The sequence below is a fragment of the Aureimonas populi genome, from assembly GCF_017815515.1.
GTDB lineage: Bacteria > Pseudomonadota > Alphaproteobacteria > Rhizobiales > Rhizobiaceae > Aureimonas > Aureimonas populi.
The window spans coordinates 1,268,925-1,292,532 of sequence record NZ_CP072611.1; the positions used below are offsets into that span (position 1 = coordinate 1,268,925).

General features: G+C 66.4%; 19 protein-coding genes and 7 pseudogenes. 10 read left to right on the top strand and 16 right to left on the bottom strand.

Annotated elements, in window-relative coordinates; translation table 11 throughout:
• Positions 1–56: 56 nt before the first annotated feature.
• Positions 57–1,034, top strand: a pseudogene (locus J7654_RS18495) (NAD(P)/FAD-dependent oxidoreductase); the annotation flags it as partial.
• An 8-nt stretch (positions 1,035–1,042) separates the two neighbouring features.
• On the opposite strand, the gene J7654_RS18500 reads toward J7654_RS18495, so the two are convergent.
• The 3 genes and pseudogenes from J7654_RS18500 to J7654_RS05890 all read right to left on the bottom strand — a co-directional run bounded on the left by J7654_RS18500 (position 1,043) and on the right by J7654_RS05890 (position 5,064).
• Positions 1,043–2,149 (bottom strand): sensor domain-containing diguanylate cyclase, encoded by a 1,107-nt coding sequence (locus J7654_RS18500; RefSeq protein ID WP_377946493.1) that lies wholly within the window; start codon positions 2,147–2,149, stop codon positions 1,043–1,045.
• Positions 2,150–2,476: 327 nt separating this feature from the next.
• A pseudogene (locus J7654_RS05885) lies at positions 2,477–3,533 on the bottom strand (IS630 family transposase); the annotation flags it as partial.
• Between the two features lie 643 nt (positions 3,534–4,176).
• Positions 4,177–5,064 carry a LysR family transcriptional regulator gene (locus J7654_RS05890; protein WP_209738991.1) on the bottom strand — a complete coding sequence of 296 codons (888 nt, stop codon included), beginning with the start codon at positions 5,062–5,064 and terminating at the stop codon, positions 4,177–4,179.
• A 98-nt stretch (positions 5,065–5,162) separates the two neighbouring features.
• Between J7654_RS05890 and J7654_RS05895 the strand changes: the two genes are divergently transcribed.
• The 3 genes from J7654_RS05895 to J7654_RS05905 all read left to right on the top strand — a co-directional run bounded on the left by J7654_RS05895 (position 5,163) and on the right by J7654_RS05905 (position 6,851).
• Positions 5,163–5,885, top strand: coding sequence for an SDR family oxidoreductase (locus J7654_RS05895; RefSeq protein WP_209738993.1), 723 nt, complete (start codon positions 5,163–5,165; stop codon positions 5,883–5,885).
• A gap of 37 nt (positions 5,886–5,922) precedes the next feature.
• Positions 5,923–6,456: a nuclear transport factor 2 family protein gene (locus tag J7654_RS05900; RefSeq protein WP_209738995.1), complete on the top strand. Its 534-nt coding sequence runs from the start codon at positions 5,923–5,925 to the stop codon at positions 6,454–6,456.
• A gap of 83 nt (positions 6,457–6,539) precedes the next feature.
• Positions 6,540–6,851, top strand: coding sequence for an Atu4866 domain-containing protein (locus J7654_RS05905; RefSeq protein WP_209738996.1), 312 nt, complete (start codon positions 6,540–6,542; stop codon positions 6,849–6,851).
• Here the strand turns inward: J7654_RS05905 and J7654_RS05910 are convergent.
• A complete protein-coding gene (locus J7654_RS05910) occupies positions 6,802–7,557 on the bottom strand; it encodes a glutathione S-transferase family protein (protein WP_209738999.1) in 756 nt (251 codons plus the stop codon). The two genes, J7654_RS05905 and J7654_RS05910, sit on opposite strands and share 50 nt — an antisense overlap.
• Before the next feature lie 41 nt (positions 7,558–7,598).
• Between J7654_RS05910 and J7654_RS05915 the strand changes: the two are divergent.
• Positions 7,599–8,050, top strand: a pseudogene (locus J7654_RS05915) (transposase); the annotation flags it as partial.
• 21 nt (positions 8,051–8,071) lie between these two features.
• Here the strand turns inward: J7654_RS05915 and J7654_RS05920 are convergent.
• The 8 genes and pseudogenes from J7654_RS05920 to J7654_RS05945 form a co-directional block, all read right to left on the bottom strand.
• Positions 8,072–8,335, bottom strand: a complete 264-nt coding sequence (locus J7654_RS05920; protein ID WP_245195678.1) for a type II toxin-antitoxin system RelE/ParE family toxin — start codon at positions 8,333–8,335, stop codon at positions 8,072–8,074.
• Positions 8,336–8,411: 76 nt separating this feature from the next.
• Positions 8,412–8,828 (bottom strand): ribbon-helix-helix domain-containing protein, encoded by a 417-nt coding sequence (locus J7654_RS18455; RefSeq protein WP_342451445.1) that lies wholly within the window; start codon positions 8,826–8,828, stop codon positions 8,412–8,414.
• A complete protein-coding gene (locus J7654_RS18460; RefSeq protein ID WP_342451463.1) occupies positions 8,828–9,586 on the bottom strand; it encodes a recombinase family protein in 759 nt (252 codons plus the stop codon). Before J7654_RS18460 ends, J7654_RS18455 begins: the two co-directional genes overlap by 1 nt.
• 21 nt (positions 9,587–9,607) lie before the next feature.
• Positions 9,608–9,945, bottom strand: a pseudogene (locus tag J7654_RS18505) (recombinase family protein); the annotation flags it as partial.
• Between the two features lie 302 nt (positions 9,946–10,247).
• Positions 10,248–10,511 carry a flavin reductase family protein gene (locus J7654_RS05930; protein WP_209739001.1) on the bottom strand — a complete coding sequence of 88 codons (264 nt, stop codon included), beginning with the start codon at positions 10,509–10,511 and terminating at the stop codon, positions 10,248–10,250.
• A gap of 68 nt (positions 10,512–10,579) precedes the next feature.
• Positions 10,580–11,041 carry a MarR family winged helix-turn-helix transcriptional regulator gene (locus J7654_RS05935; RefSeq protein ID WP_245195679.1) on the bottom strand — a complete coding sequence of 154 codons (462 nt, stop codon included), beginning with the start codon at positions 11,039–11,041 and terminating at the stop codon, positions 10,580–10,582.
• 43 nt (positions 11,042–11,084) lie between these two features.
• Entirely contained in the window at positions 11,085–11,477 is a 393-nt protein-coding gene (locus J7654_RS05940) for a nucleoside deaminase (RefSeq protein ID WP_209739004.1), read from the bottom strand.
• 153 nt (positions 11,478–11,630) lie between these two features.
• Positions 11,631–12,050 (bottom strand): annotated as a pseudogene (locus J7654_RS05945) (SDR family NAD(P)-dependent oxidoreductase); the annotation flags it as partial.
• A 51-nt stretch (positions 12,051–12,101) separates the two neighbouring features.
• Here J7654_RS05945 and J7654_RS05950 point away from each other — a divergent pair.
• From J7654_RS05950 to J7654_RS05960, 3 genes and pseudogenes are all read left to right on the top strand, one after another.
• A pseudogene (locus tag J7654_RS05950) lies at positions 12,102–12,497 on the top strand (RidA family protein).
• 36 nt (positions 12,498–12,533) lie between these two features.
• The gene (locus tag J7654_RS05955) at positions 12,534–12,956 is read left to right on the top strand and encodes a cupin domain-containing protein (RefSeq protein ID WP_209739006.1); all 423 of its coding nucleotides are present in this window, start codon (positions 12,534–12,536) and stop codon (positions 12,954–12,956) included.
• On the top strand, positions 12,956–13,804 hold the full coding sequence (locus J7654_RS05960) for a fumarylacetoacetate hydrolase family protein (RefSeq protein WP_209739007.1): 849 nt from the start codon (positions 12,956–12,958) through the stop codon (positions 13,802–13,804). The genes J7654_RS05955 and J7654_RS05960 overlap by 1 nt, the downstream gene beginning before the upstream one ends.
• 47 nt (positions 13,805–13,851) lie before the next feature.
• Here the strand turns inward: J7654_RS05960 and J7654_RS05965 are convergent, their stop codons facing one another.
• From J7654_RS05965 to J7654_RS05975, 3 genes are all read right to left on the bottom strand, one after another.
• Positions 13,852–14,679 (bottom strand): DUF3313 domain-containing protein, encoded by an 828-nt coding sequence (locus tag J7654_RS05965; protein WP_209739008.1) that lies wholly within the window; start codon positions 14,677–14,679, stop codon positions 13,852–13,854.
• A 150-nt stretch (positions 14,680–14,829) separates the two neighbouring features.
• On the bottom strand, positions 14,830–16,152 hold the full coding sequence (locus tag J7654_RS05970) for a sensor histidine kinase (RefSeq protein ID WP_209739009.1): 1,323 nt from the start codon (positions 16,150–16,152) through the stop codon (positions 14,830–14,832).
• Entirely contained in the window at positions 16,152–16,823 is a 672-nt protein-coding gene (locus J7654_RS05975) for a response regulator transcription factor (RefSeq protein WP_209739010.1), read from the bottom strand. The genes J7654_RS05970 and J7654_RS05975 overlap by 1 nt, the downstream gene beginning before the upstream one ends.
• Before the next feature lie 213 nt (positions 16,824–17,036).
• Between J7654_RS05975 and J7654_RS05980 the strand changes: the two genes are divergently transcribed.
• A complete protein-coding gene (locus J7654_RS05980) occupies positions 17,037–18,191 on the top strand; it encodes an efflux RND transporter periplasmic adaptor subunit (protein ID WP_209739012.1) in 1,155 nt (384 codons plus the stop codon).
• Position 18,192: 1 nt separating this feature from the next.
• Positions 18,193–21,327, top strand: coding sequence for an efflux RND transporter permease subunit (locus J7654_RS05985; RefSeq protein WP_209739014.1), 3,135 nt, complete (start codon positions 18,193–18,195; stop codon positions 21,325–21,327).
• A 28-nt stretch (positions 21,328–21,355) separates the two neighbouring features.
• On the opposite strand, the pseudogene J7654_RS05990 reads toward J7654_RS05985, so the two are convergent.
• A pseudogene (locus tag J7654_RS05990) lies at positions 21,356–23,451 on the bottom strand (heavy metal translocating P-type ATPase).
• Between the last annotated feature and the right edge of the window lie 157 nt (positions 23,452–23,608).

Genomic DNA, 23,608 nt, shown 5'->3' on the forward strand with positions numbered 1-23,608 from the left:
AGGCGCCCTTGGCCTCCCTGCCCGAACTGCCGCTTGCGACATCCGTGGACGTCGTGGTGATCGGCGCCGGCTATACCGGTCTTGCGGCCGCGATCACGCTGGCTCGTGCGGGTCGCTCGGTGCTCGTCCTCGATCGTCAGCGCGCCGGCGAAGGAGCCTCGACGAGAAACGGCGGCATCACCAGCGGCAACATACGCCCGTCTTACGGATCGCTGGTGCGCCGGTTCGGTGAACGGCGAGCGCTCGACATTCAGGCGGAGGGCAAGGAAGCGCGCGAGGACCTTCGCCGGTTCGTGGAAGACGAGGGAATCGACTGCGACTACCAGCGATTCTCGGGCGCTCTGACCGCGAAGGAGTATGACGTTACCGTCCGCGGCGCCGAGGCGCTCGCGAAGACGCTCGGCATCGAGTCGTACGCCGTTCCGCCTCACGAGCAGCACCGCTACATCGGCACGGAGTTCTACCATGGCGGCAACGTGCGCATGGATATCGGCGGCCTGCATCCCGCTAAGTTTCATGCCGGCATGCTGCGAGTGGCACAGACGGCTGGCGCCCACATCCGCGACGCGACGGCCGTGCTGTCGGTCGAGCAGTCCGGCAAGGAATTCCTCGTCGCCACGACGCAGGGCACGGTGCGTGCCGGCGACGTTCTGAGCTGTACCAACGGCTATACGGACGGCTCCGACAAATGGTTGCGCCGACGCCTCGTTCCCGTCCGCAGCCGTATCATCGCCACCGAAGCTCTGCCCGCCGAGATGATGGCGCAGCTGATGCCGTCGCGCATGATGTACAGCGACGGGCGCGAACTCAGCTACTATTACCGCCCATCCCCGGACGGCTCGCGGATCCTCTTCGGCGGGCGCGACGGCACCGTGTCCGGCGAGCCTGCCTGGCCGACCGACCATTTGAGCGCCGAACTCGCGCGCATCTTCCCCGACCTGACCGGGGCGCGCCTCTCCCACAGCTGGTTTGGCTATGTGGCCATGCACCGCGACATGATCCCTCGCATCTTCAGGAAGGATGGCGTGACGTATGCCACTGGCTACTGCGGATCCGGCGTCGTATGGGCGCGTTGGCTCGGCACGAAGGCGGCGCGGCAGATCCTTGGCGAGGAGGGAGCGGGAACGACGGCCATAGCCTTCGCCAGAAGCTCGTCGTCGCCGCCCAGCCGCGCGACCATGATCGCGTTCTCGCAGGCGGCCTTCAGGCGCATGGCCACGTCCTTGATGACGGAATCGCCCGCCGAGTGGCCGAGCGTGTCGTTGACGTCCTTGAAGCCGTCGAGATCGAGCAGCAACACTGTTGCCGGCTTCTCCGCCGCGAGTCTCTTCGCAAGGCATTCCCGCCATGCGCCGCGATTGGGCAGATCGGTTAGCGCGTCGATCGCCGCCAGCCGGAACAGACGTTCCTCGTTCTGCCGCCGCTCGGTGATGTCGCGCACGATCGCGCCGACACTCGTGCCGTTGCCCTTCTGCCAGGTGGACAGAGAAAATTCCGCTGGACACTCGCTGCCGTCCTTGCGTAGGCTCGAGAGCTCGATCGTGCGGTCGGCGAGTTCCATCTGCTCGCCATGCTGGAGACGGTCGAGTTCGGCTTCGTAAATCCTCCTCCAACTGTCGGGGATGAGAACCTCACTCGAGCGTTCCGCCATCTCGGCGGCCGAGTAGCCGAAGAGCCGTTCGGCCGATCTGTTCCAGAAGATGATCTCGCCTTCCGAATTCGAGCATATGATGGCGTCGGGAGACGTCGCGGCGATGTTCTCGAACCGGGCTTGGCTGACGGTCCGCACATATTCCAGCCGGCGGATTTCCATACGGTCCATCACCAGCGCCGCGAGGTCGGTGAGGTTCTTGCGATCCTCGGCCGTAAATTCCGGTCGAGGCTTGCTGTCGATGAGACAGACGGTGCCGAGCTTTTCGCTGGTCGGCGTGACCAGCGGCTTTCCGGCGTAAAAGCGGATGAAGGGCGGGCCGAGGACGAGCGGATTGGACGAGAAGCGCGGATCCTTGGTCGCATCGGGGATGAACAGGATGTCGTTCTGAACGATGGCGTGAGCGCAGAACGAGACCTCGCGGCTGGTCTCGCAGATATCGAGACCGACATGGACCTTGAAGAACTGCCGGTTGCGCTCGATGAGCGAGACCAGCACGATGGCACGTCGAACAGTTTGGACGCCAACGCCGCCAGCCGGTCGAAATCCTCTTCCGGCGGCGTGTCGATCAGGTGATAGTCAGCCAGGGCCTTGAGACGCGTTCTTCGTTGGCGGGTATAGGATACGCAGCCAGCAAGTTGGTCGAACCATCAGCTTTAGCGCGTCGAAAACTCGGAAAATATTCCTCAACGCCACAACAACAGAACCAGCCGATCGTTCCCTGATGCCTTACCGGGTTTAGACTGATAATAACGGCGGATTTATTTGATGTCCCCGCCATGACCTATCTGCAACAGCCCAACTTATACCGCTTCCCATTGATCCGAACCCGTGAGCGCATTGGCGCAGTCCGATGGAGACGATGCGCCAGGGCTGGGCTTCGATTTTGCGCGATGCGTGGCAGGCATGATCGAGGATGTCGCTGTAGGACTGGAAGACGCGGTTGGACAGCCAGTTATCGCGCATGAACTGCCAGAGGTTCTGGACGGGGTTGAGTTCGGGCTCCCGGGGCGGCAGCGGTAGGAGGGTGACGTTGCCGGGGATCGCGAGTTTGGATGTGGTGTGCCATCCGGCCTGATCGAGCAGGACGACGGCGTGGGCGCCGGGGGCGACGGCGCAGAGATTTCGGCGAGGTGACAGGCCATGGCGTGGGTGTCGCAGCGCGGCATGACGAGGGCGGCGCCCTTGCCGAGCTTCGGGCAGATCGCGCCGAACAGATAGGCCGAGGCGGTACGTTGGTCCTTGGGCGCCGAGGGTCGGGTTCCTCGTTTTGCCCATCGGCGCGTGATCGGGTTCTTCTGGCCGACGCGCATCTCGTCCTGGAACCAGATCTCCATGGGTTTGCCGGCGGCCTCGTTCGCCGAGGTCTCTGCCAGCGTGGCTGGGAAGTCTTTTTAAAAGCGTCGAGTTCGAACTCGTTCTGGGCATGATGGCGCGGGCGGGCCGACAGCTTGCGGTAGCCCAAAGCCCGCAGTTCGCGCGACAGCGTCTGGACGCTGATTGGGATGCGGAACTCCTCGAACACCCACTGGGCGAGATCCACAAGACGCCAGCGCACGACGCCATCGACGGAAGGGATCGGGCCCGCCTCGATCTTGCCCACCAGAGCCTGCCGCTCCACAGGCCCCAGCCGCGAGGGCGTGCCCGGCGACTTTCTGTCTACGAGGCCGTCCATGCCTTTTGCATTGAAACGCACCACCCAGGCCCGCACGATCTGGAGCGTCATGCCGCCGATCCGAGCCGCATCGCTACGCGAGCCGCCCTCATAGATCGCCGCCAGCGCCAGAAGACGGCGGGTCTGGGATGCATCCCGCGATTGCCGAGCCGCCCGGCGCAGGCTCGAAGCATCGAAGTCCGGGCGAAGGGGAACGGGTGTGGCCATGGCGAACATCCTCCTGTTCGCCAGTTTGAATCACACCCACAACGCGTCGAAAATCCCCCACGAGTCAGACAATCCGGGAGTCGGTATAAGTCGCCACAGCTGGCATCCGGCACGCTTCTGAGCATAGCAATTGTCTGAACATACACACGGTATACGAATGCCTCGACCATGGCATGATACCGTACTACGAATGAACGATTCCGCATCGCTGCGGAAACGCAGCGACCAAGATTCTGCCAACAAGCAAACTGGACCCGTCCTTGGCGGCGGATCAGTTAGGCCATCACGGCAAAAAGCGCATCATCGTGACGCGTCGCATCCGCTGCTTGGATTAGCTTCGATAATTCATTTATAAATGATGGAGTCGAGCCGACGCTAACGTGGAGGCCGGAACCTGCAACCATCTTTGCTTGCTGTGGGCAAGTAAAAGTGAGAGATTGCCCTGGAGCTGAACCTGCGTCTGAGCACGCTATCTCGTCCAAAACTACGATTTCCTACTCCGCATGGGTGGTGTCCACGGGTGCCGGGCTGAGGCGAAGTACCCTGGTGAGCGCCGTGCGCCGTGGGCTCCGCGTCTTCAACGGCCAAAGGGCCACAGAGGGGCGGGCCCTTGCCGGGCAGGCTCCGCCATTGCCGGTGAGCGTCATCTCCACCGCCTGACATGCTCGATGAGCGCGCGCGTCTTGGGCGCCATGTTTCGACGCTGGGGGAAGTACAGGAAAAAGCCGGGGAAGGGCGGCAGGAAGTCGCCGAGCAGGGGCACGAGCTCGCCCGTTTCCACGAACGGCCGGAAGGTCTCCTCCGGCGCGAAGGTGATGCCGCCGCCGGCGAGGGCGGTGCGCAGCATCAGACGCAGATCGTTGGTGGTGATCTGGGGCTCGACCGCCACGTCGAAGGGAAGACCGTTCTCCTCGAACTCCCAGCGGTAGGGCGCGACGTTCGGTGCCGGGCGCCAGCCGATGCAGCGGTGATGGACAAGCTCGCGCGGATGCGCTGGTGCGCCGTGGGCCTTGAGATAAGCGGGCGCCGCCACGACCGCCTCGCGCTGATCGCCGGTGAGGGGGATCGCGATCATGTCCTGCTCGATCACCTCGCCCAATCGGACGCCCGCATCGTAGCCGGCGGCGACGATGTCGAACTCCTCGTCGGTGACCGTGACGTCGATCGTTACGCCGGGGTTGGCCTCTGCGAAGGAGGCGATCAGTGGACCGGACAGGAACTGCTCGGCGATCGAGGTTGCGGCGATCCTCAGGAGCCCTCGCGGTGCGCTTTCCGCCGCCACGCCTTCGAGCGCCGCTCCGATCTCGGAGAGGTGGCCTGACAGGGCATCGTGCAGACGCTCGCCGGCTTCCGTCAGGCGCACGGAACGCGTGGTGCGCATCACCAGCGCCGTGCCGAAAGCATCCTCGAGCCGTCGCATGCCCTGGCTGACGGCCGAGCGGGTCACGCCCAAGCGATCGGCGGCGGCGCGAAAATTGTGCTCCTCCGCCACGGCGAGGAACAGCGGCAGGAGATTAAGGTCGATCTTCATTGTCCAGCGCAGCTAACCGCCAAGTCCAGAAGATGGCGGATACCGGCACCAGTCGCAAGCGTCCATCTTTCCCCTGACCTGACGCAAGGGAGAACGACATGGACAAGATCATCCTGATCACTGGAGCCTCCAGCGGCATCGGCGAGGGCATAGCCCGAGAGCTTGGCGCCGCCGGCGCGCAAGTGCTGCTGGGCGCGCGCCGCAGGGAGCGCATCGAAGCCGTCGCCTCGGAAATCCACGCGGCGGGCGGCACCGCCGAGGCCCAAGCCTTGGACGTCACCGACCGCCAGTCCATGGCCACCTTCGTTCAGACCGCGATGGACAAGTGGGGCCGCGTCGACGTCCTGATCAACAATGCCGGCGTGATGCCGCTCTCGCCGCTTGCCGCCGGCAAGCAGGACGAATGGGAGCGCATGGTCGACGTCAACATCAAGGGCGTTCTCTGGGGCATCGGCGCCGTGCTGCCGGTGATGGAGGCGCAGGGCAGCGGCCAGATCATCAATATCGGCTCCATCGGCGCGCTCCATGTCGTGCCGACGGCGGCGGTCTATTGCGCAACGAAGTTCGCGGTCCGGGCGATCTCGGACGGGTTGCGCCAGGAAAGCACCAACATCCGCGTCACCTGCGTCAATCCCGGCGTCGTGGAGAGCGAGCTCGCCTCGACGATCACCCATGAGGAGACCATGGCCGCGATGGACGCCTATCGCGCCGTCGCGCTCCAGCCGGCCGACATCGCCCGTGCCGTCCGGAACGTGATCGAGGCGCCCGCCAGCGTCGATACCACCGAGATCACCATCCGCCCGACCGCATCGAGCAATTGATGCCGGCCCCGATCAACTTCCAGAATGGAGTGACCCCATGATGCCTGCTTCACGAAGCGCAAACGCGGTGGCCGCCGCCCGCAACCTGCTGATCGCGCTCGCCTTCGTCGTCGCCGTCGCGCCGGCGCAGGCCAGCATCGCCACAGCGCCGGGCATTGATACTGAGGCCCGCAACGAAGCCATCGTTCGCGAGGCCTTCGGGGGATGGGCAACCGGAGGCGGCAATGTCTTCGATCTGCTCTCGCCCGATGTCCGCTGGACGATCCACGGTTCTGGCCCTGTCGCCGACACCTACAACGGCGTGGAGGACTTCGTGCAGCGCGGATCGGTTCCCCTCGTCAGCCGCCTCGCGACGCCGCTGACGCCGGAGGTGCATCACATATGGGCCGTTGAAGACCGGGTCATCGTCCGCTTCGACGCCTCGGCCACCACGACCTCCGGAGCGCCCTACAACAACCAGTTCGTCTGGATCTGGCGGATGGAGGAGGGTTCGGTCGTCGAGGCCGAGGCCTTCCTCGATCTCGTCGCCTACCAGGAAGTCGTCGACAACAACGAGCCCCGCGAGCAGTAGGCCGCTCAAACCAACCACGCCAGACGGGCGGCTTCCATGCCGCTCGTCTCAAATCAACTCACATGGAAACAAGGAGTTCGACCATGCAGCGTGCCTTCGTCGCCCTGATCGCCGCAACGCTCCTGGCCCAACCCGTCCAAGCCGAGGAAACGGAAGTGCAAGCCCATCATTCCTATGTCGGCCTCTGGGTCACGCAGGACGGTCACATCCGCCACGAGCTTCTGCCCAACGGGCGCTATGTCGAAGCACGCGGGACGCGCGAGCGCGCCTATGAGGGGCGTTACGAAGTGACCGGCACGCACATCGAATACTGGGACGACACCGGCTTCACGGCCGACGGCGATTTCATCGACGACGTGCTCCATCACGCTGGCATGATCCTCTATCGCCAGTAACGTCGATAGGATCGTTCTCCATAGACGGCCAGCCTAGTTTTCGACGCGTAGAGGCAAAGCGGTCATCATCTTCTGGCTGGCATCGCGCGCCGCCATACGGTCGAACCACGCGGCGACGTTGGGGCGCTTGGGGCACGTTGAACCACGGAATCTCCCCGGTGGCGACGTTCGTCCCGATGAAGCCGTACAGCATGATGTCGGCCATCGAGAGATTGTCGCCGGCGATGAAGGTCTTGCCTTCGAGATCCTCGTCGAACTGATTGAGGCCCTGGTCGGCGAGCAGCCGATGCGAGCGTTTGGCCTCCGGCATGAGAATCCGGTGGCCGCGATAGGCTTCCTCCGCCGCGTCGGTGCCCCGCCACCACGTCACGAACGGAAGGACGACTTCGAGATAGGCCCGCCGGGTCCACATATGGATCTCCGCGCGTTCCTCAGGCGTGTTGCCGAACAACCGCCGCCCGCCTTGCGCGATCTCGTCGAAATAGCCGCAGATCGCGGTGATCTCGGTGATGATCCTTCCATTATCGAGGCGGAGCGCTGGCACCTCTCCCCGAGCATTTACAGTGTTCCGATAAGTCGGCTTTCGATTCTCCAGACCGGCGAGATCGATCGTCTCCACGTCGAACCGAAGCCCCTGGCGCTCATGGACGAAGAGCCGGACGACGGCCGGGTTCGGTCCGGGCTGTTTTGCATCGTACAGGATCAAGGTGCGGTCTCCTCTGCCCACGCCTTCGCATCCGCCCCGGCGTCAAGACCACTGAGGCCGGCGGGCCGACGGAGTATGATGCCGGCAAGAAGGTGAAAGGCCGGAAGCGCCAGGCCATGGTCGATACGGACGGACGCGCCCTGGTTCTCGATCCTCAACCGCCAGCGTCCAGGATCGCGATGGCGCCGTCCCGGTCCTACGCCTGTCGCGGCGTTCCTTCCCCTTCGTGACGAAGGCCTTTGCCGATGCAGGCTTTGCCGGTGAACGGCTACGTACCGCCACGTTGATCGACATCGAGATCGTCAGGAAGCCGCCAGAACAGGTCGGCTTCGCCGTCCATCCAAGGCGATGGGTCGTGGAACGCTTCTTTGCCTGGATCAGCCGAAACAGGCGCCTCTGGAAAGATACCGAGGCTACGCTCGCCTCCCCGACAGCCTTCCTCTACGCCGCTTCCGTCATGATCCTCCTGCGCCGCATCGCTCGCGCATCATGAATTCCCGGACGGTCTCTCAGATCAGCGCATCGTGTTTCGGCCGCCTGGATCGGCGAGCCTGCGCGGCAGGTCACGCTGCGGATGGAGGAAGTCGGTTATCACGACCTCCGAGTCCATCTTGACGAAGATGATGAGATGTCCGCCTGCGCGCGTGAAGCGGAGATTAGCGGGGAGGGCCGGATCGATGATCTCCCTGCAGCCTTGCGAATGGGCCGCTCCTGCTGCAATGGCCTCGCAGCGAGCGATCAGGTCTTCCTCATAGACTTTTGGCCTGACGGGGACCAAAGGTCTCCAGCGTCCAGCACGCGATTGCGAACAGTGACTCCTCGGCCTGCTGCGTCAGTCGCTAGGGCTTCGGCATCTACTGCAGGGCTTTTGCCCGGGTGAAGGCGCGGCGAATGGCGTCGGCACCGGTCCCCTCGGCCAGCTTCCCGCTTCGAGCTTGGTCGAGGCGCTCCGCGAGACGGTCGCGCAACGCGGCGACTTCCGCCTCCTCGCGTTCCAAAAGGCGCAGACCGGCGCGCAGGTCGATGCGCGGCAGCAGGTAGTAGTCGAGCGGGGCCTTGTTGGCGGCATCCATTCTAACGGCGATGGTGATGTCAGGCTGGAGGCTCGTGTCGAAGCGGAGCCGCCATCGGTAGGAACCGTCGGGTGTATGGTGGCACCGTGCGATGACAACCGAGATGGTGAGTTCGCCGTTCACCGAAATCAGTTCGCTACCCGGGATGGTCAGGATCTGGCACCCGGCCGTCTCCAGGCCGCCGAGGATTTCAGTCATCACGTCAGGATGAAGGGCGCGCAGATGGCGGTTGATCTCGACATACCGATAATCCGCTTCGGCGTGTAGCCGACCAGCTTGTAGGCCTGCAGCAAGCTTCCAAACCGCGAGCTGTAGGCACTGCTCGACGGCAGCCCTTCGGCCTCGTCGATAATCAAGCCTGAAAGCAGGCCTTTGTCCCTGCGCAGATTCCGCAGCGCCTCCAGCATCTCCTCATCCGACAGCCGGAATGATCGCTCGCGAATGATCGTCTGTGCGGCCTCGAAGAGGTGGCGGTCGACGATCGCCGGAAAGACGCCATCGGCACGGAACCACATATCGGGGCTGTTGCGGACGCGCTTTTTCTTCAGCTTGAAGGAGACCCGATTCCATACATTGTTGCCGATGTATTTCTCGTTGATCAGGATCTGATGGACGGTGCCCCTCGTCCATGATCGGCCAAGGTCGGTGACAATGCCGCGAGCGTTGAGTTCATCGGCGATCTGCCGCTCCGGGATAAGGTCCTCGACGAAACGCCGATAAATCTCACGGACCATGGCGACCTCTTCGTCGGGGCCGGCAACCAGCACGACGCGATCGGTCTGGATGCTTTTCTGCTCTCCATGGGCAAGCTCGCCTTTGAATGCGCCGCTCTGGTCGATCAGCGCACGGCGCAGGCCGTATCCCGCCGGGCCGCCTTGACGGTGCCCGAGTTCGATATGCCGACCTTGACCGGCGAATACCTTGACCGAGAGTTCGCGGCTGTATTCGCCAGCCATCGCATTCTTTACGCCCTTGATGATGGCTGCGATCGGACTGCCGTCATTCTCGAACTGCTCTGCACAATAGTGAACGCCGACACCCGCACGCTTGCAGATGTACTCGTAATAGGCGCTCTCGTCCGTATCCTGGAATCGGCCCCACCGGCTGACATCGTAGACCAGGATCGCATCGAATTCATCTCGGCCGCTTTCGACGTCTTTTATTAAGCGTTTGAAAGCGTCGAGACCGTCAGTGCTAAGGTCGCTTTTACCTTCGTCAGCATAGGTTTTACAGTGTCGATTGCTCGAGCGGCTGCATACTGGCGGATCGCATCGGCCTGATTTTGGGTCGAGTGTTCCTGATGGTCTGTCGACATTCGAAGGTACTCGGACGCGCGGATTCGCTTCTCCGGCAGTGCCTCCTTGTCGAAATGATGTGCATTCGGTGCCGCCACGACGTTGCGTCCTTACTCGGCTCTGGTCCGAGGAAACGCCACGCGACACCTCGATTCGCCAACATGACGGCGGTCAGGGTCGCGCCTGCCGCCTCCGCATCGTCATCAGTCTAACTGCTGAGGAGCGGAAACATGTTTCCGAAAAAGGGCAAGAAGTTGCACCGGGGCCCAGAAGGGCAGGGACACAGAATTCAGGCAAGCCGTTGCGTCCGCCGACGTAACGTTCATGGCTCCAGCGAGGTCGCGAGTGGCGAGGTTGAAGACGAACGCCCCTTGCGGATGGTATCCTTCCGTCCCTCGCTGCTGAACAGCAGGATCGGCGGCCTCTCCGACACGATGTTGAAAAAGCTATAGGGAGCGAGGTTGGCAATCCCGTCCGGGCCGAGCGTGGAAATCCAGCCGATCGGGCGTGGCGCGATGATCGCCTTGATCGGACTGTGAGCCAGCCGGTGTCCTTCGTGCGGATCGTAGCTGTGATAGATCGTCATGAGCGATTTTCCCGGTGCTGGATGGGATGGAAGGGAACGAATGGTCCCGCCAGACGGGAAAGCCGGCGCTACGCCGGCTGGGCCGCCTTGATGAACCGCGCCGCCAGCAGGTCCTCGCAGCCATGCTCCTTCAACGCTGCGTCGAGAGCCTTTTCGTAATCCGGCTGCGAGCTTTCGAGACGTTGGCGTCCCTTGTCGGTGAGGACCGTGTAGACGCCGCGCTTGTCGTCCAGACAGAGATCGCGAACGGTCAGACCGCCCCGCTCCAGACGCTCGACCATCCGCGACACCGAGCTTTGGTTGAGGCGCAGATGCGCAGCCAGCTCCTGCATGCGAAGCTCGGAATCGGGGAAGCGCGCCAGCACTTCCAGCGCGCGATATTCCGAGAGGCTGAGCCCATGGTCCGATTGCAGAACCTTGCCCAGGTCCGCCTCGACATTGGCGACGACGTGTATCAGCTTGAGCCATGACGCGCTTTTTTTCGACATGAACGGCGGCTCCTCTGGGCAATGTTCGAGACGATTGATCATATGTATGCCCATGCAATCATTGCCTCAAGATGCCGCGCGCATTTCAGAACCTGTGCCGAGCTGCATGGAATTCGGTGAACGGCCGCAGACCCTCCGGCACGGCGAGCTTTTTCTCGGCCATTGACCGCCAGTTCACAGGATCGCCGGCGAACAACGCGTAGCCGCTGCGATAGTCGAAGCCGTGCGCGGCCACCTCGTCGTGATCGACGGCGAAGAACACCTGCGAGATGCCCGCATAAAGCGCGCTCACGTAACACATCGCGCAGGGCTCGCCTGAAGCGAGCAGCGTCGTTCCATGCAGATGGGTCGTTCCGTGGGCGCGGCACCCATCACGAATTGCCTCGACCTCCGCATGCGCGGTCGGGTCGTAATGCTCCCGGCCGCGTAACTTTCCGCCACGATCCGTGCCTTGTCTTCCGGCGACAATTCGCGCCATCGGCCAGATCCCGTGAAAACCTCAAACCGGCGCACCGGCTCCGGATCGTTGGACCTTAGCGTAAACTCTGAAATCGTCATATGTCGAAGCCCTCAAAGGCTCCGAACATCGTCCCTACGCCCTCGCGCGAAAGGTGCTCCCAGAACAGCGCTTACGACCCAGCGGAATCAAGCTCCGCTGGAGGTCTGCGAAAGGCCCGTCGGCGGGGTTCATCTCGGTATCGGTCGAGCCTGGCTGAACAAGGTTCACTGTGACGTCGCGTGGGCCGAGCTCGCGCGCGAGACCGTGCGTGAACGTCTGGAGTGCCGCCTTGGTCATGAAGTAGAGCCTGCCCGTATCTCCGACGATGCGGTCGACTCCTCTGGAGCCAATCGTGATGATGCGTCCACCCGCTGGAAGGTGCCGTATGGCCGCCTGAGACGTGAGGATGGGGCCGCGCACATTGACGGCGAACATTTCGTCGATCGTTTCTGCGTCGACTTCGGCGATCGTCGTATAGGCTGCGGAAGCCGCATTGTTGACGAGAATATCGAGGCCGCCGAGGGCGGTCGCCGCCTCGTCGAAGGAGCGCTGGCCCGACGATATCCGGGCGGGCCTGTCGCGCTATCTGGAGCCCACGGCATGATGCACGAGAGCATCCAGCCCGAAGGCTGGGCGAAGCCCATCGGCTATTCCAACGGAATCAGCGCGCGCGGGCGCATCGTGCAGGTGGGCGGCCAGATCGGCTGGGACGAGAACGGGCGCTTCCAGTCCGACGACTTCGTGGAGCAGGTGCGCCAGACGCTTCTCAACATCGTGGCCGTGCTGCGTTGCGCGCAGGCGCGCCCCGAGCATCTCGTCCAGATGACCTAGTACTTCACCGACCGCCAGGCCTATAAATCGCGCATGAAGGAGATCGGCGCCGTCTATCGCGAGATCATCGGGCGCCATTTTCCGCCCATGGCGGCCGTGCAGGTGGTGGCGCTGATGGAGGATCGCGCCAAAATCGAGATCCAGGCTCTCGCTGTCGTGCCGGACTGAGGTAAGCATTCGTCCCCAACGGCAAGGAGGAGCATCATGAGCGAAACGGTCAAGGCCGTCGTCACGCGCAAGGGGCAGGAGGACGGGCGCACCGGCCAGTCCGGCGGCTGCGTGCGCATCAGCGGCGTCGGCCCCCAGCGCACACCCGCCACGAAGATATGGTTCGGCACGGTGTCGAACGAGCCGCGCTACCGCTCCCTTCCCCATCACCACGGCGAGGCGGAAACCGGCGGCTATGTGCCGAAGGGCAAAGGGCGCATCTATTACGGCGAGAACTACTGCGAATATCTCGACATGGAGGAAGGCGACTTCGTCTTCGTGCCGCCGCATTTTCCGCATGTGGAGGTCAACATGTCCACAACCGAAGAACTGGTCTGGCTGACCACGCGCACACTCGACAATATCGTCGTCAATGTGCCTGATGTCGATAGCATCCTCGCCGGCTACAGGAGGGCCTGATGAAGCTCGTTCGATGGGGTGAGCCCGGCCGGGAGCGTCCCGGCCTTCTGGATGCGCGCGGCGAGGTCCGCGATCTCTCCGGCGTGGTCGCGGACATCGGCTGCGAGACCTTGTCCGACGAGGGGCTGGCGCGCCTGGCCGCGCTCGACGCGGCCTCGCTGCCGCTGGCCGATGCCGGCCGCATCGGCCCCTGCGTCGCCCGCGCGGGCAAATTCATCTGCGTCGGGCTGAACTATGCCGACCATGCGCGCGAGGCGGGCAAGGAACCGCCCGCAGAGCCCATCCTCTTCATGAAAGCCACGAGCGCGATCTGCGGCCCGAACGACGACATCGAGATCCCGCGCGCCAGCCTGAAGGCGGACTGGGAGGTGGAACTCGGCGTCGTGATCGGAAAGCGCGCTAAATATGTCGGCGAAGGAGACGCGCTGGAGCACGTCGCCGGCTATTGCGTCGTCAACGACGTGTCCGAGCGCGCCTTCCAGTCCGAGCGCGGCGGCCAATGGACCAAGGGCAAGAGCCACGACACGTTCGGGCCCCTAGGCCCGTGGCTCGTGACGCGCGACGAGGTTCCCGACCCTCAGTCGCTTCGCCTGTGGCTGGATGTAGACGGCGTGCGCCGGCAGGACGGCACTACGGCGGACATGATCTTCAAGGTCGCCGTCCTCATCTCCTATATCAGCCAGTTCATGACGCTTCAGCCCGGCGACGTCATCGCCACCGGCACACCGGCGGGCGTGGGCATGGGCTTGCGTCCCGAGCCCGTCTTCCTCAGGCCCGGACAGCGCATCGACCTTGGCATCGAGGGCCTCGGGGAGCAGCACCAGACCACCATCGCGGCGGCGGGCTGAGATCCATCGACGAACTCGACAGGCTCCTCCATCCGCGAAAGCCACGCTTACTGCGCCGCCGCCACCTGCCGTCCATCGGTCCATTGCGGTGGCGCTCCTATCTTGGCGGCGGCCACGCCCATCAGGCCGGGCGCCCGGCCGAAGGCGTCGCAGGCGGCGTATTTCGGCTTTCCGCCGAACCAGGATTTCGTCCGCTGCCCCGAGGGCAGCGCGATATCGAGCGCCTTGGGCTCCTCCCCGGTGACGAGCATCCGGGCGAAGTCGTTGCCGAACTTGGACGCCAGGCCGTAGGCGTCGCCCACCTCCGAGACGCGTGGGTTGTTCTGGATGGAGTTGGCGCCCCGGGCCCAGACCATCGCAGCGCGCTGGAAGCCAGCGCCGTCCACCGCCTCGGCCTCCACCGCCAGTCCCCCGAGCCCCACCGGCAGGCGGGGAACGCTGACCGGAAGGACGGCGCTGCTGCCCAGCGAAACGGCCGTGGCCACGCCCGCCAGCGTCTTGTCCGTCGGTACGATGTCGGTGACGACGGTTCGAACGACGAGGTCGGCGGGCTGGCCGCTCGGCACGATCCGGTACTTGTCGCTCAGCGACACGCAGACCGCGCGGTCCAGCGCATTGGCCACCAGCAGGCGGTCGGCATCGGTCTTGATGCGCGAGGAGGCGGCCGGCGAAAAGGCCGTCGGCGTGATGCTGACGGTCTGAAGCCCCGCCAGGCCTTGCGCGTCCACATAGGTGCGCGACTTGCCCACCTTGCCTTTCGGCTCCCCCAGATTGGCGTAGGACGAAAGCGTCCCCGCCTCCTTCAGCGGCACGGAGGCGCAGCCCGGCAGCGCCAGGCCCAAGGAAAGCAAAAGTCCCGCAAAACGCAGCCGCATCGCCGTTTCATGCCCTCAGGAAGGAAAATGGCCGGGCCGCAAGTCTCGGGGGCCGGGCGCGAATGAGTGTGGGCTCGAAAGTGGCAGGCAAGGATTGCCGCAGCATTACGCGCGATGCGCCGCGCGATGCAAAGCCGGATCGGCCGATGTTCAGAGCCGGATCCGCACCGTGGTTCCCGTGGCGCCGCTCTCGATCTCGACCTCGCCGCCATGGTTGGTCACGATCTGCTTCACCAGGCTCAGCCCGAGGCCAGCTCCCTTGCTGCGCGGCGTCACGCGGTAGAACGGCTCGAACACCAGCTCCCTGTGGTCTTCGGCGATCCCGCGCCCCTGGTCGGAGACGGCGATGTCTCCCTGCGCCGAGACGGACACGCAGATCGCGCCGGCATTGCCGCCATGGTCGATCGCGTTGCGAACCAGATTGCTGACCGCGCGCGGCAAGGCGGAGGGGCTGCCCTGCCGCGTCAGCGTCTGCGCCTCGCTTCGGAACGAGATGTCGTAGCCCGCCGCGATGGCCAGCGGCGCCAGCTCGGCCACGACCGTCCTGGCGATCTCCACGAGATCGATGCTCTCGGGCGGATCGGCGGCCTGGTCGTTGCGCTCGAAGTCGAGGAGCTGCTCGGCCGTCTCGCCGAGGCGGGCGACGTCGTCCAGCAGGCGCCGGCGATCATCGCCCTCCGGCATTCCCTCGATGCGCGTCTGCATGATGGCGATGGGCGTCCTCAGCTCGTGGGACGCATCGACGAGGAAGCGCCGGCGCGCCCGGAACTCCTGCTCCAGCCGGCCGAGCACGCCGTTGAAGGCCACCACGAGCGGGGCCACCTCGCGCGGAACGCCGGCCGTGGGAAGGCGCGCGCCCTGCCGGCGCGGCTCGATCTCGGATGCCTGGCGGGCTACCTCGCTCAACCCCGCGAGCGCGCGCCGCACGATCCGGGGAACGGCCAGGAAGATGGCGGGCAGAGCGATGGCAAGCAGCGGCACGTAGATCGGGTAGGTGACGGCCAGAAGCGTGAGGAAGGGCCAATGCTGCCCGGAACCGCCACCGAACAGGATCCTGACCTCGCCAGCCGCTGTTTGTACTGTGTCGATCGAGGCGATCTCGTCCGTATCCGCCGATCCGCGGATGTCCGCCTCCCGGAAACGGTGCACCACCGGCGCCAGAGGGGCATAGGGCGCGGGCACCGCGCCGTGGGTCTGGAAGGCGCCGTCGATGGTGGCGACGACATACCAGAGGTCCGGATTTTCCTTCTCCAGCGCTTCGAGCTCGGCCGTGCGGGCGATCTCGAACCGGCCCTGGGCGGCCGGGACCACCGCCTCCGCCATGGCCGCGCGCAGGGTCCGGGCCATCGTGATGTTGGGCGAAAGGGTCATGGCGCCGTAGACGCCGAGGCCGAGGATGACGGCCGTCACCACGGCGACGAAGACGAGGCTGAGCTGCCAGCTCAGCGTCCAGCGAAGCGAGGCGTCGCGCATCAGTCTTCCTTCAGGAGATAGCCGACCCCGCGGATATTGTGGACCGACACGCCGGCCCCCGCATCCGCCAGGCGCTTGCGCAGGCGCGAGATATGGGCGTCGAGCGCGTTCGACTGGATCTCTTCCTCGTAATTGTAGACCGCCGCCTCCAGCGTGGAGCGCAGCACGGTCTTCCCGCGCCGCTTGGCGAGCGCGACGAGGACGAGTAGCTCGCGCCGGGGCAGGTCCAGCGGCACGGCGTCGACCGAGACGGCGAGATTGAGCGGGTCGATGACCATCCGGCCGACGCCGAACTGCGGCTCGGCCAGATGGGCGGGTCGGCGCAGGACGGCACGGATGCGCGCCATCAGCTCCTCGACGAGGAACGGCTTGCCGAGATAGTCGTCCGCGCCGCTGTCGAGACCCTCGATCCGCTCCTTCGTCTCGTTGCGGGCCGTCAGCACGATGACCGGCGTGTCGATGCCGGCCTTTCTCAGCCTCGGGATGAAGGCCAGCCCCTCGCCGTCCGGCAGGCGGCGGTCGAGCAGGATGGCGTCGTAGAGCGTCTGGCGGGTCAGCTCGAGCGCGTCGGCCAGCATCGCCGTGTGGTCGATGACGATCCCGTGCTTGCCGAGCGCCACGGACAACGCCCCGGCCATCTCCATCTCGTCCTCGACCAGCAATATTCTCATGCGCCTCGCATCCGTTTCGCCGCCCTATCGTCCAGGCCGACCGTTGCGGCAGCATTGCGGTGGCGCGCCGGGGCGCGGGTAATGCTGCCGCAATGCTTGCCCCCTACCGCTGGGAGGCAGGATGGCCCGCAAGCCCCGTGCATGACGCTCCCCACGGCAGAGCCTTGCGGGCGTGCGATGTTTCCCGCAACGGTTTTCGAAGGACAAGGCCCCATGGCGCGCAAATGGACCGGAAGGCTCGTCGCGATCGCGGTTCTGATCGGCGGCGCCTATGCGGGCCTCGTGCGGTTCGACCCCGGAGGCGCGGCGGTCGAGGCCAATGCGCGGCAGGCATCGGTCGCTCCCGTCCCCCTCCCGGACCCTGTGCCCCGGCCGCTCGAGCTGGCGGCCATCGAGGTCGTCGAGGTCGCGCCTGCCCAGATGGCCGAGCGCCTGCGCGTGAGCGGCGAGCTGCGGCCCGTGAACCGGGTGGTGCTGCGCTCCAAGGCGGCCGGAACCGTGCTGGAGGTGAAGGTGCGCGCCGGCCAGTCGGTGGAGGCCGGCGATGTGCTGGTGCGTTTCGAGACGCAGGACCTGCAGGCAGCCCTGGCGCAGCACACGAGCAACATGGAGGGCGCGCGGGCCGAGCTTCTCCAGGCCGAGCGCACGCGGGGCAGGGTGGAGGAGCTTGCCCGCCGGAACATCTCCTCGGCCGAGCAGCTCGACAGGGCGCTGAGCGATGTCTCGGCGGCACGGGCGAAGGTGCAGGGCCTGTCGGCGCAGATCGACATCGCCCGCTCCGCCCTCGCCAATGCCGAGATCAGGGCGCCCTTCGACGGCGTCGTCTCGCACCGCGCCGTGGACCCGGGCGCCGCCACGGCTGCCAACGCCGATCTCCTGACGTTGGTCGATGTCTCTGTCCTGGAAGCGGAAATGCTCGTCTCCACGAGGGACGTGGCTCGCCTCAGGGTGGGGCACACCGCCGAGCTGGAGATCGACGGGCTCGAGGGCGGGACCGTTGCGGGAACGGTGGACCGGATCAACCCGGTCGCCAACGAGGGCTCGCGCTTCGTGCCGGTCTTCGTCCGGCTGGCCAACCCGCAGGGGCGCCTGTGGGGCGGCATGTTCGCCACGGGCTCCATCCTGGTGCGACAGAGCCGGGACGCGCTCGTCCTGCCGGCCACCTCGCTGCGCGAGGACGAGGGGGGCGCGTTCGTCCTGAAGCTGGAGGAGGGCAGGCTGGTCCGCCAGGCGGTCGCGGTCCGCGCGCGCTGGGACGGCGGCGCCCGCCTGGAGGTGGAGGGCGTGCTGGCCGGCGACGTCGTCGTCACCGCGCCTCTGCCCGAGCTGCGGCCCGGCGCCGCCGCGATCCTGGCGCGGGCCGGCTGACATGATCCTCACCCGCATCTCCGTTTCCCATCCCGTCTTCGCCACCATGATGATGGTGGCCCTGCTCGTGCTCGGCGTCTTCTCGTTCCAGCGGCTCGGGCTCGACCAGTATCCGAACGTGGACGTGCCGATCGTCGTGGTCATGACGGCCTATCCGGGCGCCACGCCCGAGACTGTCGAGACCGAGATCACGCGCCCCGTGGAGAACGCTCTCAACGCGATCAGCGGCCTCGACGAGATCACCTCGACCTCCTACGAGGGCCGCTCCGTGGTGCGGGCGAGCTTCAGGCTGGAGGTGCACGGCCCGGCGGCGGCCCAGGAGGTGCGCGACAAAGTGGCGGCGCTGGAGGCGGACTTTCCCGAGGATGCCGACAAGCCCATCGTCTCGCGCTTCAACCCCTCGGACCAGCCCGTCCTGTCGATCGCCATCAGCTCCCCCACGCTCGGCGTGCCGGAGCTGACGACCATCGCCGAGCGGCGCGTCGTGCGCCAGCTCACGACCGTTTCCGGCGTGGGACAGGCCACGCTCGTCGGCGGGCGCAAGCGGCAGGTCGACGTCTCGATCGACGAGACGCGCATGCGCGCGCTCGGCGTGGGCGTGGACGAGGTCATCGAGGCCCTGCGGTCCGGCAACCGGAACCGGCCGGCCGGCAGCGTCGTCGGCGACTTCTCCGAGAGCACCCTCCAGGTGCAGGGCCGCATCGAGCGGCCGGACGAGCTTCTCGACATGATCGTGGCCCGGCGCGGCGGCGGGCCGGTGCATCTGCGCGACATCGCCACCGTCGCCGACGGGGCGGCGGACGCGGAGAGCCTTGCCATCTACAATGGCCAGACGGCGCTGGCCGTCGATGTCGTCAAGGTGCAGGACGCCAACACCGTGCAGGTGGTGGCGGACGTGCTGCGGCGGCTGGAGCGCCTCGATGCCGAGCTGGCCCCGCAAGGGGTGCGGCTGAGCGTGGTGACGGACGCCTCCGTCCCGATCCGCGAGTCGGTTTCGCAGGTTCAGGCCACCCTTCTGGAGGGCGCGGCGCTGGCCATCGCCATCGTTTTCCTGTTCCTCAACTCGTGGCGCTCCACGGTCATCACCGGCCTGACGCTTCCCGTGGCGATGCTCGGCACGCTGGCGGTCATCGATGTCCTGGGCTTCACGCTCAACACGCTGAGCCTTCTGGCGCTGACCCTTTCGATCGGCATCCTCGTGGACGACGCCATCGTGGTGCGCGAGAATATCACCCGCCATCTCCACATGGGAAAGTCGCACCGCCGCGCCGCGCTGGAGGGGACGAACGAGATCGGCCTGGCGGTGATGGCGACGACGGCCACCATCGTGGCGGTGTTCCTGCCCGTCGCCTTCATGGACGGCATCGTCGGCCGTTTCTTCTACGAGTTCGGCGTGACGGTCTCGGCGGCCGTCCTGATCTCGCTTCTCGTCGCCTTCACGCTCGACCCGATGCTGTCGAGCGTGTGGCACGACCCGGATTCGCAGCCCGGCGCGAGGCGCGGGCCCGTCGGCCGCCTCGTCGCACGCTTCGACCGGGGGTTCGAGGCGCTCGCCGAGCGCTACCGGGGCGTCATCGGCTGGACGCTGCGCCACCGCCTCCTCACGCTGGCGGCGACCGCCGGCCTCTTCGTCGCCAGCCTGTTCATGGTTCCGCTGGTGGGAACGGAGTTCGTGCCCAATGCCGACGAGGGGCGCTTCCAGGTCAATGTGACGACGCCCGCCGGCTCCTCGCTTCTCTACACGGCCGCCAAGGTGGGGCAGGTGGAAAGCGCGCTGCGCGAGTTCCCGGAGGTCTCCGCGATCTATTCCACCGTCAACACGGGCAATTCGGTGGGCAAGCATCGAGCGGCCGTCCTGGTGAGGCTGGTTCCGCACGCCGAGCGCGCGCGCACGCCCGCCATGCTCGCGGACCCGATCCGCGAGCGCCTGTCCGTCATCCCCGGAATCGAGATCGCCATCGTCCAGGAGGGGCTGGGCGGTGGCGACAGCCCCATCCGGCTGAGCGTGATGGGCGACGACAGGGCCGTGCTGGAGCGCATCGCGGGCGAACTGGCGCGCGACATGCGCGCGATCGCGGGCATGGTGGACGTGACCTCCAGCGCCGAGGAGGCGACCTCCGTCCTCTCCGTGCGCCTGAAGCCCGAGGCGGCGAGCGACCTGGGCGTCGGCGTCCCGGAGCTCGCCGCCATGCTCTCCCCGCTCGTCGGCGGCGAGGCCGTCTCGAACTGGACCGACGCGCTCGGCGAGACCTACGAGGTCGTCGTGCGCCTTCCGGCGGAGAAACGCTCCGACCTGGCCGCCATCGGCGAGCTGATGATGACGACCGGGCGCACGGACGAGAGTGGCGCGCCCGAAATGGTTCGGCTCGACCAGGTCGCGCGGATCGGCGCCGTGCCGGCCGCCTCCGAGATCCGGCGCCTGGACATGCTGCGGGAGGTGCAGGTCTCGGCGGACGTATCGGGCCGCACCATCGGCGACGTGACGGGCGAGCTGGAGGCGCTGATCGCGCGCAGCGACCTGCCGGAGGGCTACGGCATCCGTTTCGGCGGCGAAACGGAGAACATGCAGGAGACGATGGGCCACATGATCACCGCCCTCGCCATGGCTGTGATCTTCATCTACATCGTGCTCGCCTCGCAATTCGGCAGCTTCACCCAGCCCATCGCCATCATGGCCTCGCTGCCGCTGTCGCTCGTCGGCGTGCTCATGGGCCTGATGGTGGCCGGCAGCACGATCAACATGTTCTCCCTGATCGGCTTCATCATGCTGATGGGCCTCGTCACCAAGAACGGCATCCTCCTGGTGGACTTCGCCAACAGGGAGCGCCGGCGCGGCCTTTCGCTGGACGAGGCGCTGGCCAGTGCCGGCGCCATCCGCTTCCGGCCCATCGTCATGACGACCCTGGCGATGATCTTCGGCATGATCCCCCTCGGCATGGCCGTGGGCGGGGGCGGTGCCCAGCGCGCCCCGATGGCCCATGCGGTCATCGGCGGGCTCGTCAGCTCCACCCTTCTCACGCTCCTCGTCGTGCCGGTCATCCTCTCCTGTCTGGACAGCATGACCCGCCGCCTGTCGCGCTTCATGCCCGCCGCGCCCGACGAGGGATCGCCGGCGGTTTCGAACGCCGATCCGTAGAACCCTCCGGCGCTTGCCCGCGCGACCCTCACTTCGAGGGTTTGTAGGCGATGAGGCGCAGCGCGTTGGCGGTGACGAGGACCGTCGCGCCGGTATCGGCGAGGATCGCCATCCAGAGCGTGGTGACGCCGAACAGGGTGGTGACGAGGAAGACGGCCTTGAGGCCGAGCGCGATGGCGATGTTCTGCCAGATGTTGCCGAGCGTGGCCTGCGAGAGCGCGATGAGATCGGCGATTCCTGTCACCCGGTTCTTGAGAAGGGCGGCATCGGCTGTCTCCAAGGCGACATCGGTGCCCGCGCCCATGGCGACGCCGACGGAAGCGGCGGCCAGCGCCGGTGCGTCGTTGATGCCGTCGCCGACCATGGCGATGGGCCCGGCCGCCTTCAGCCGGCCGATCTCGGCCAGCTTGGCGTCGGGCAGAAGCTCGGCGCGCGCCTCAAGGCCCAGATGCGCCGCGATGGCCTCGGCCGTGCGTCTGTTGTCGCCGGTCAGCATCAGCGCGCGCACGCCGCGGTCCGTCAGCCGCCTGACGCCCTCGGCGGCATCCTCGCGCGGCTCGTCACGCAGGGCGATCAGTCCCTCGACGGACTTGCCCTTCATCAGCACCACGACCGTCTTGCCCTGGCTCTCCAGCGCGGTGATCGTCTCGGCGGTGCCAGCCTCGAGCGTGGCCTGCTCGGCGGCGTGGCGCGGCGAGCCGACCGAGGCGAAGCCCTCCTTCAGCCGCGCCGTCACGGCCTTGCCGGGCGTGGCGATGCCACCGCCGAAGGTGGCGGGCAGGTCGAGCCCGCGCGCCTCGGCCGCCTCCACGATCGCCACCCCGAGCGGATGGCTGGTGTTGCGCTCGACGGCCGCCGCGACGGCCAGCACGCTCTCCTCGCTGCCCCCGACCGGCACGATGTCCGTGACCTGCCCGCGGTCGCGCGTCTTGTGGCGACGGTCCGAGCGTTTCCAGCGCCGCCCTTGATCAGCAAGCCCTGCCGCGCCCCGGCGGCCAGCCCCGAGGCGATGGCGGCGGGCGTCGAGATGACCAGCGCGCAGGGGCAGGCGATCAGGAGCGTGGCGAGGCCGCGATAGATCCACGTCATCCAGTCGCCGCCGAAGGCGAGCGGCGGCACGACGATGATGAGGGCCGCGACGGCCATGGCTGCGGGCGTGTACCAGCGCGAGAAGCGGTCGATCATCCGCGCGGTCGGCGCCTTGGATTCCTGCGCTTCCTCGACCATGTGGATGATGCGCGCGATGGTGTTGTCGGCCGCGACATGGCTGATTTCCACGCGCAGCTCGCCATTGGCGTTGATCGAGCCGGCGAAGACCTTCGCGCCGGCCTCCTTCAGCACCGGCACGGATTCGCCCGTCACCGGTGCCTCGTCGACCTCCGATGCGCCGTCGATCACCGTGCCGTCGGAGGGTACGCGGTCGCCGGGACGCACCACGACGACGTCGCCGACCGCCAGCTCTTCCGCCGCGACCTTCTCGATCGCGCCGCTTCGCTCGCGCAAGGCCACGCGCGGCACGAGGTCGATCAGCGCCTCGATGCCGGCGCGGGCCCGGCCGGCGGCGACGGTCTCCAGGAGTTCGCCCACCGCGAAGAGGACGATGACGACGGCAGCCTCCTCCGCCTCGCCGATGGCAACCGCGCCGAGCGCCGCCACGCTCATCAGCGTCTCGATGGTGAAGGGAGAGCCCGACATCGCCCCGGCGACCGCCCGTCTGGCGAACGGGATCACGCTGATCAACGCGGCTCCCGAATAGAGCCATTGCTCCCACTGCGGCAAGACCTGCGCGAGCAGGAAGGCGAGCGCAAACAGGGCGGCGGTCATGAGGACGAGCCGGCCCTTGGCTCCCTGCCACCACGGCTCCCGGACGCGTTTGGTGGGCAGGGCAGGCTCGGGTTCGGCACCGGCGTCCACCGGCGTATAGCCGAGCGCGCGGACCTTCTCCGCGATGGTGCGCGGGGCCGTCCGGTCCTCGTCCACCCGCAGCGCGAGCGTGCCGTTCGCGTAGTTGACGTTGATGTCGCTGACGCCCGGCAAGCGCTGCACGGCGGTTTCGATCTTCAAGGCGCAGGAGGCGCAGTCCATGCCCTCGATGCGCAATCTGTAAGGGCTCGCCGCCGCCATGGTGTCACCTCGAATCTGCCGACATGACGGTTCGGATAGACCCTGTAGCCACTAGAGGGTCAAGCACGGAAAGCGCGCGATCCGTCGCACCCGTGGCCGGCGCACCGGCTTGACCCTGTAGCTGGTAGAGGGTGCACAAGCGCCGCGACGAAGCAGG

Coding starts and splice junctions, on each gene's coding strand:
- J7654_RS05890 (WP_209738991.1), bottom strand. CDS start 5,064: ATGAAGATCGACCTTAATCTCCTGCCGCTGTTCCTCGCCGTGGCGGAG.
- J7654_RS05895 (WP_209738993.1), top strand. CDS start 5,163: ATGGACAAGATCATCCTGATCACTGGAGCCTCCAGCGGCATCGGCGAG.
- J7654_RS05900 (WP_209738995.1), top strand. CDS start 5,923: ATGATGCCTGCTTCACGAAGCGCAAACGCGGTGGCCGCCGCCCGCAAC.
- J7654_RS05905 (WP_209738996.1), top strand. CDS start 6,540: ATGCAGCGTGCCTTCGTCGCCCTGATCGCCGCAACGCTCCTGGCCCAA.
- J7654_RS18455 (WP_342451445.1), bottom strand. CDS start 8,828: ATGACTGAAATCCTCGGCGGCCTGGAGACGGCCGGGTGCCAGATCCTG.
- J7654_RS18460 (WP_342451463.1), bottom strand. CDS start 9,586: ATGGCTGGCGAATACAGCCGCGAACTCTCGGTCAAGGTATTCGCCGGT.
- J7654_RS05930 (WP_209739001.1), bottom strand. CDS start 10,511: ATGACGATCTATCACAGCTACGATCCGCACGAAGGACACCGGCTGGCT.
- J7654_RS05935 (WP_245195679.1), bottom strand. CDS start 11,041: ATGATCAATCGTCTCGAACATTGCCCAGAGGAGCCGCCGTTCATGTCG.
- J7654_RS05940 (WP_209739004.1), bottom strand. CDS start 11,477: ATGGCGCGAATTGTCGCCGGAAGACAAGGCACGGATCGTGGCGGAAAG.
- J7654_RS05955 (WP_209739006.1), top strand. CDS start 12,534: ATGAGCGAAACGGTCAAGGCCGTCGTCACGCGCAAGGGGCAGGAGGAC.
- J7654_RS05960 (WP_209739007.1), top strand. CDS start 12,956: ATGAAGCTCGTTCGATGGGGTGAGCCCGGCCGGGAGCGTCCCGGCCTT.
- J7654_RS05965 (WP_209739008.1), bottom strand. CDS start 14,679: ATGCGGCTGCGTTTTGCGGGACTTTTGCTTTCCTTGGGCCTGGCGCTG.
- J7654_RS05970 (WP_209739009.1), bottom strand. CDS start 16,152: ATGCGCGACGCCTCGCTTCGCTGGACGCTGAGCTGGCAGCTCAGCCTC.
- J7654_RS05975 (WP_209739010.1), bottom strand. CDS start 16,823: ATGAGAATATTGCTGGTCGAGGACGAGATGGAGATGGCCGGGGCGTTG.
- J7654_RS05980 (WP_209739012.1), top strand. CDS start 17,037: ATGGCGCGCAAATGGACCGGAAGGCTCGTCGCGATCGCGGTTCTGATC.
- J7654_RS05985 (WP_209739014.1), top strand. CDS start 18,193: ATGATCCTCACCCGCATCTCCGTTTCCCATCCCGTCTTCGCCACCATG.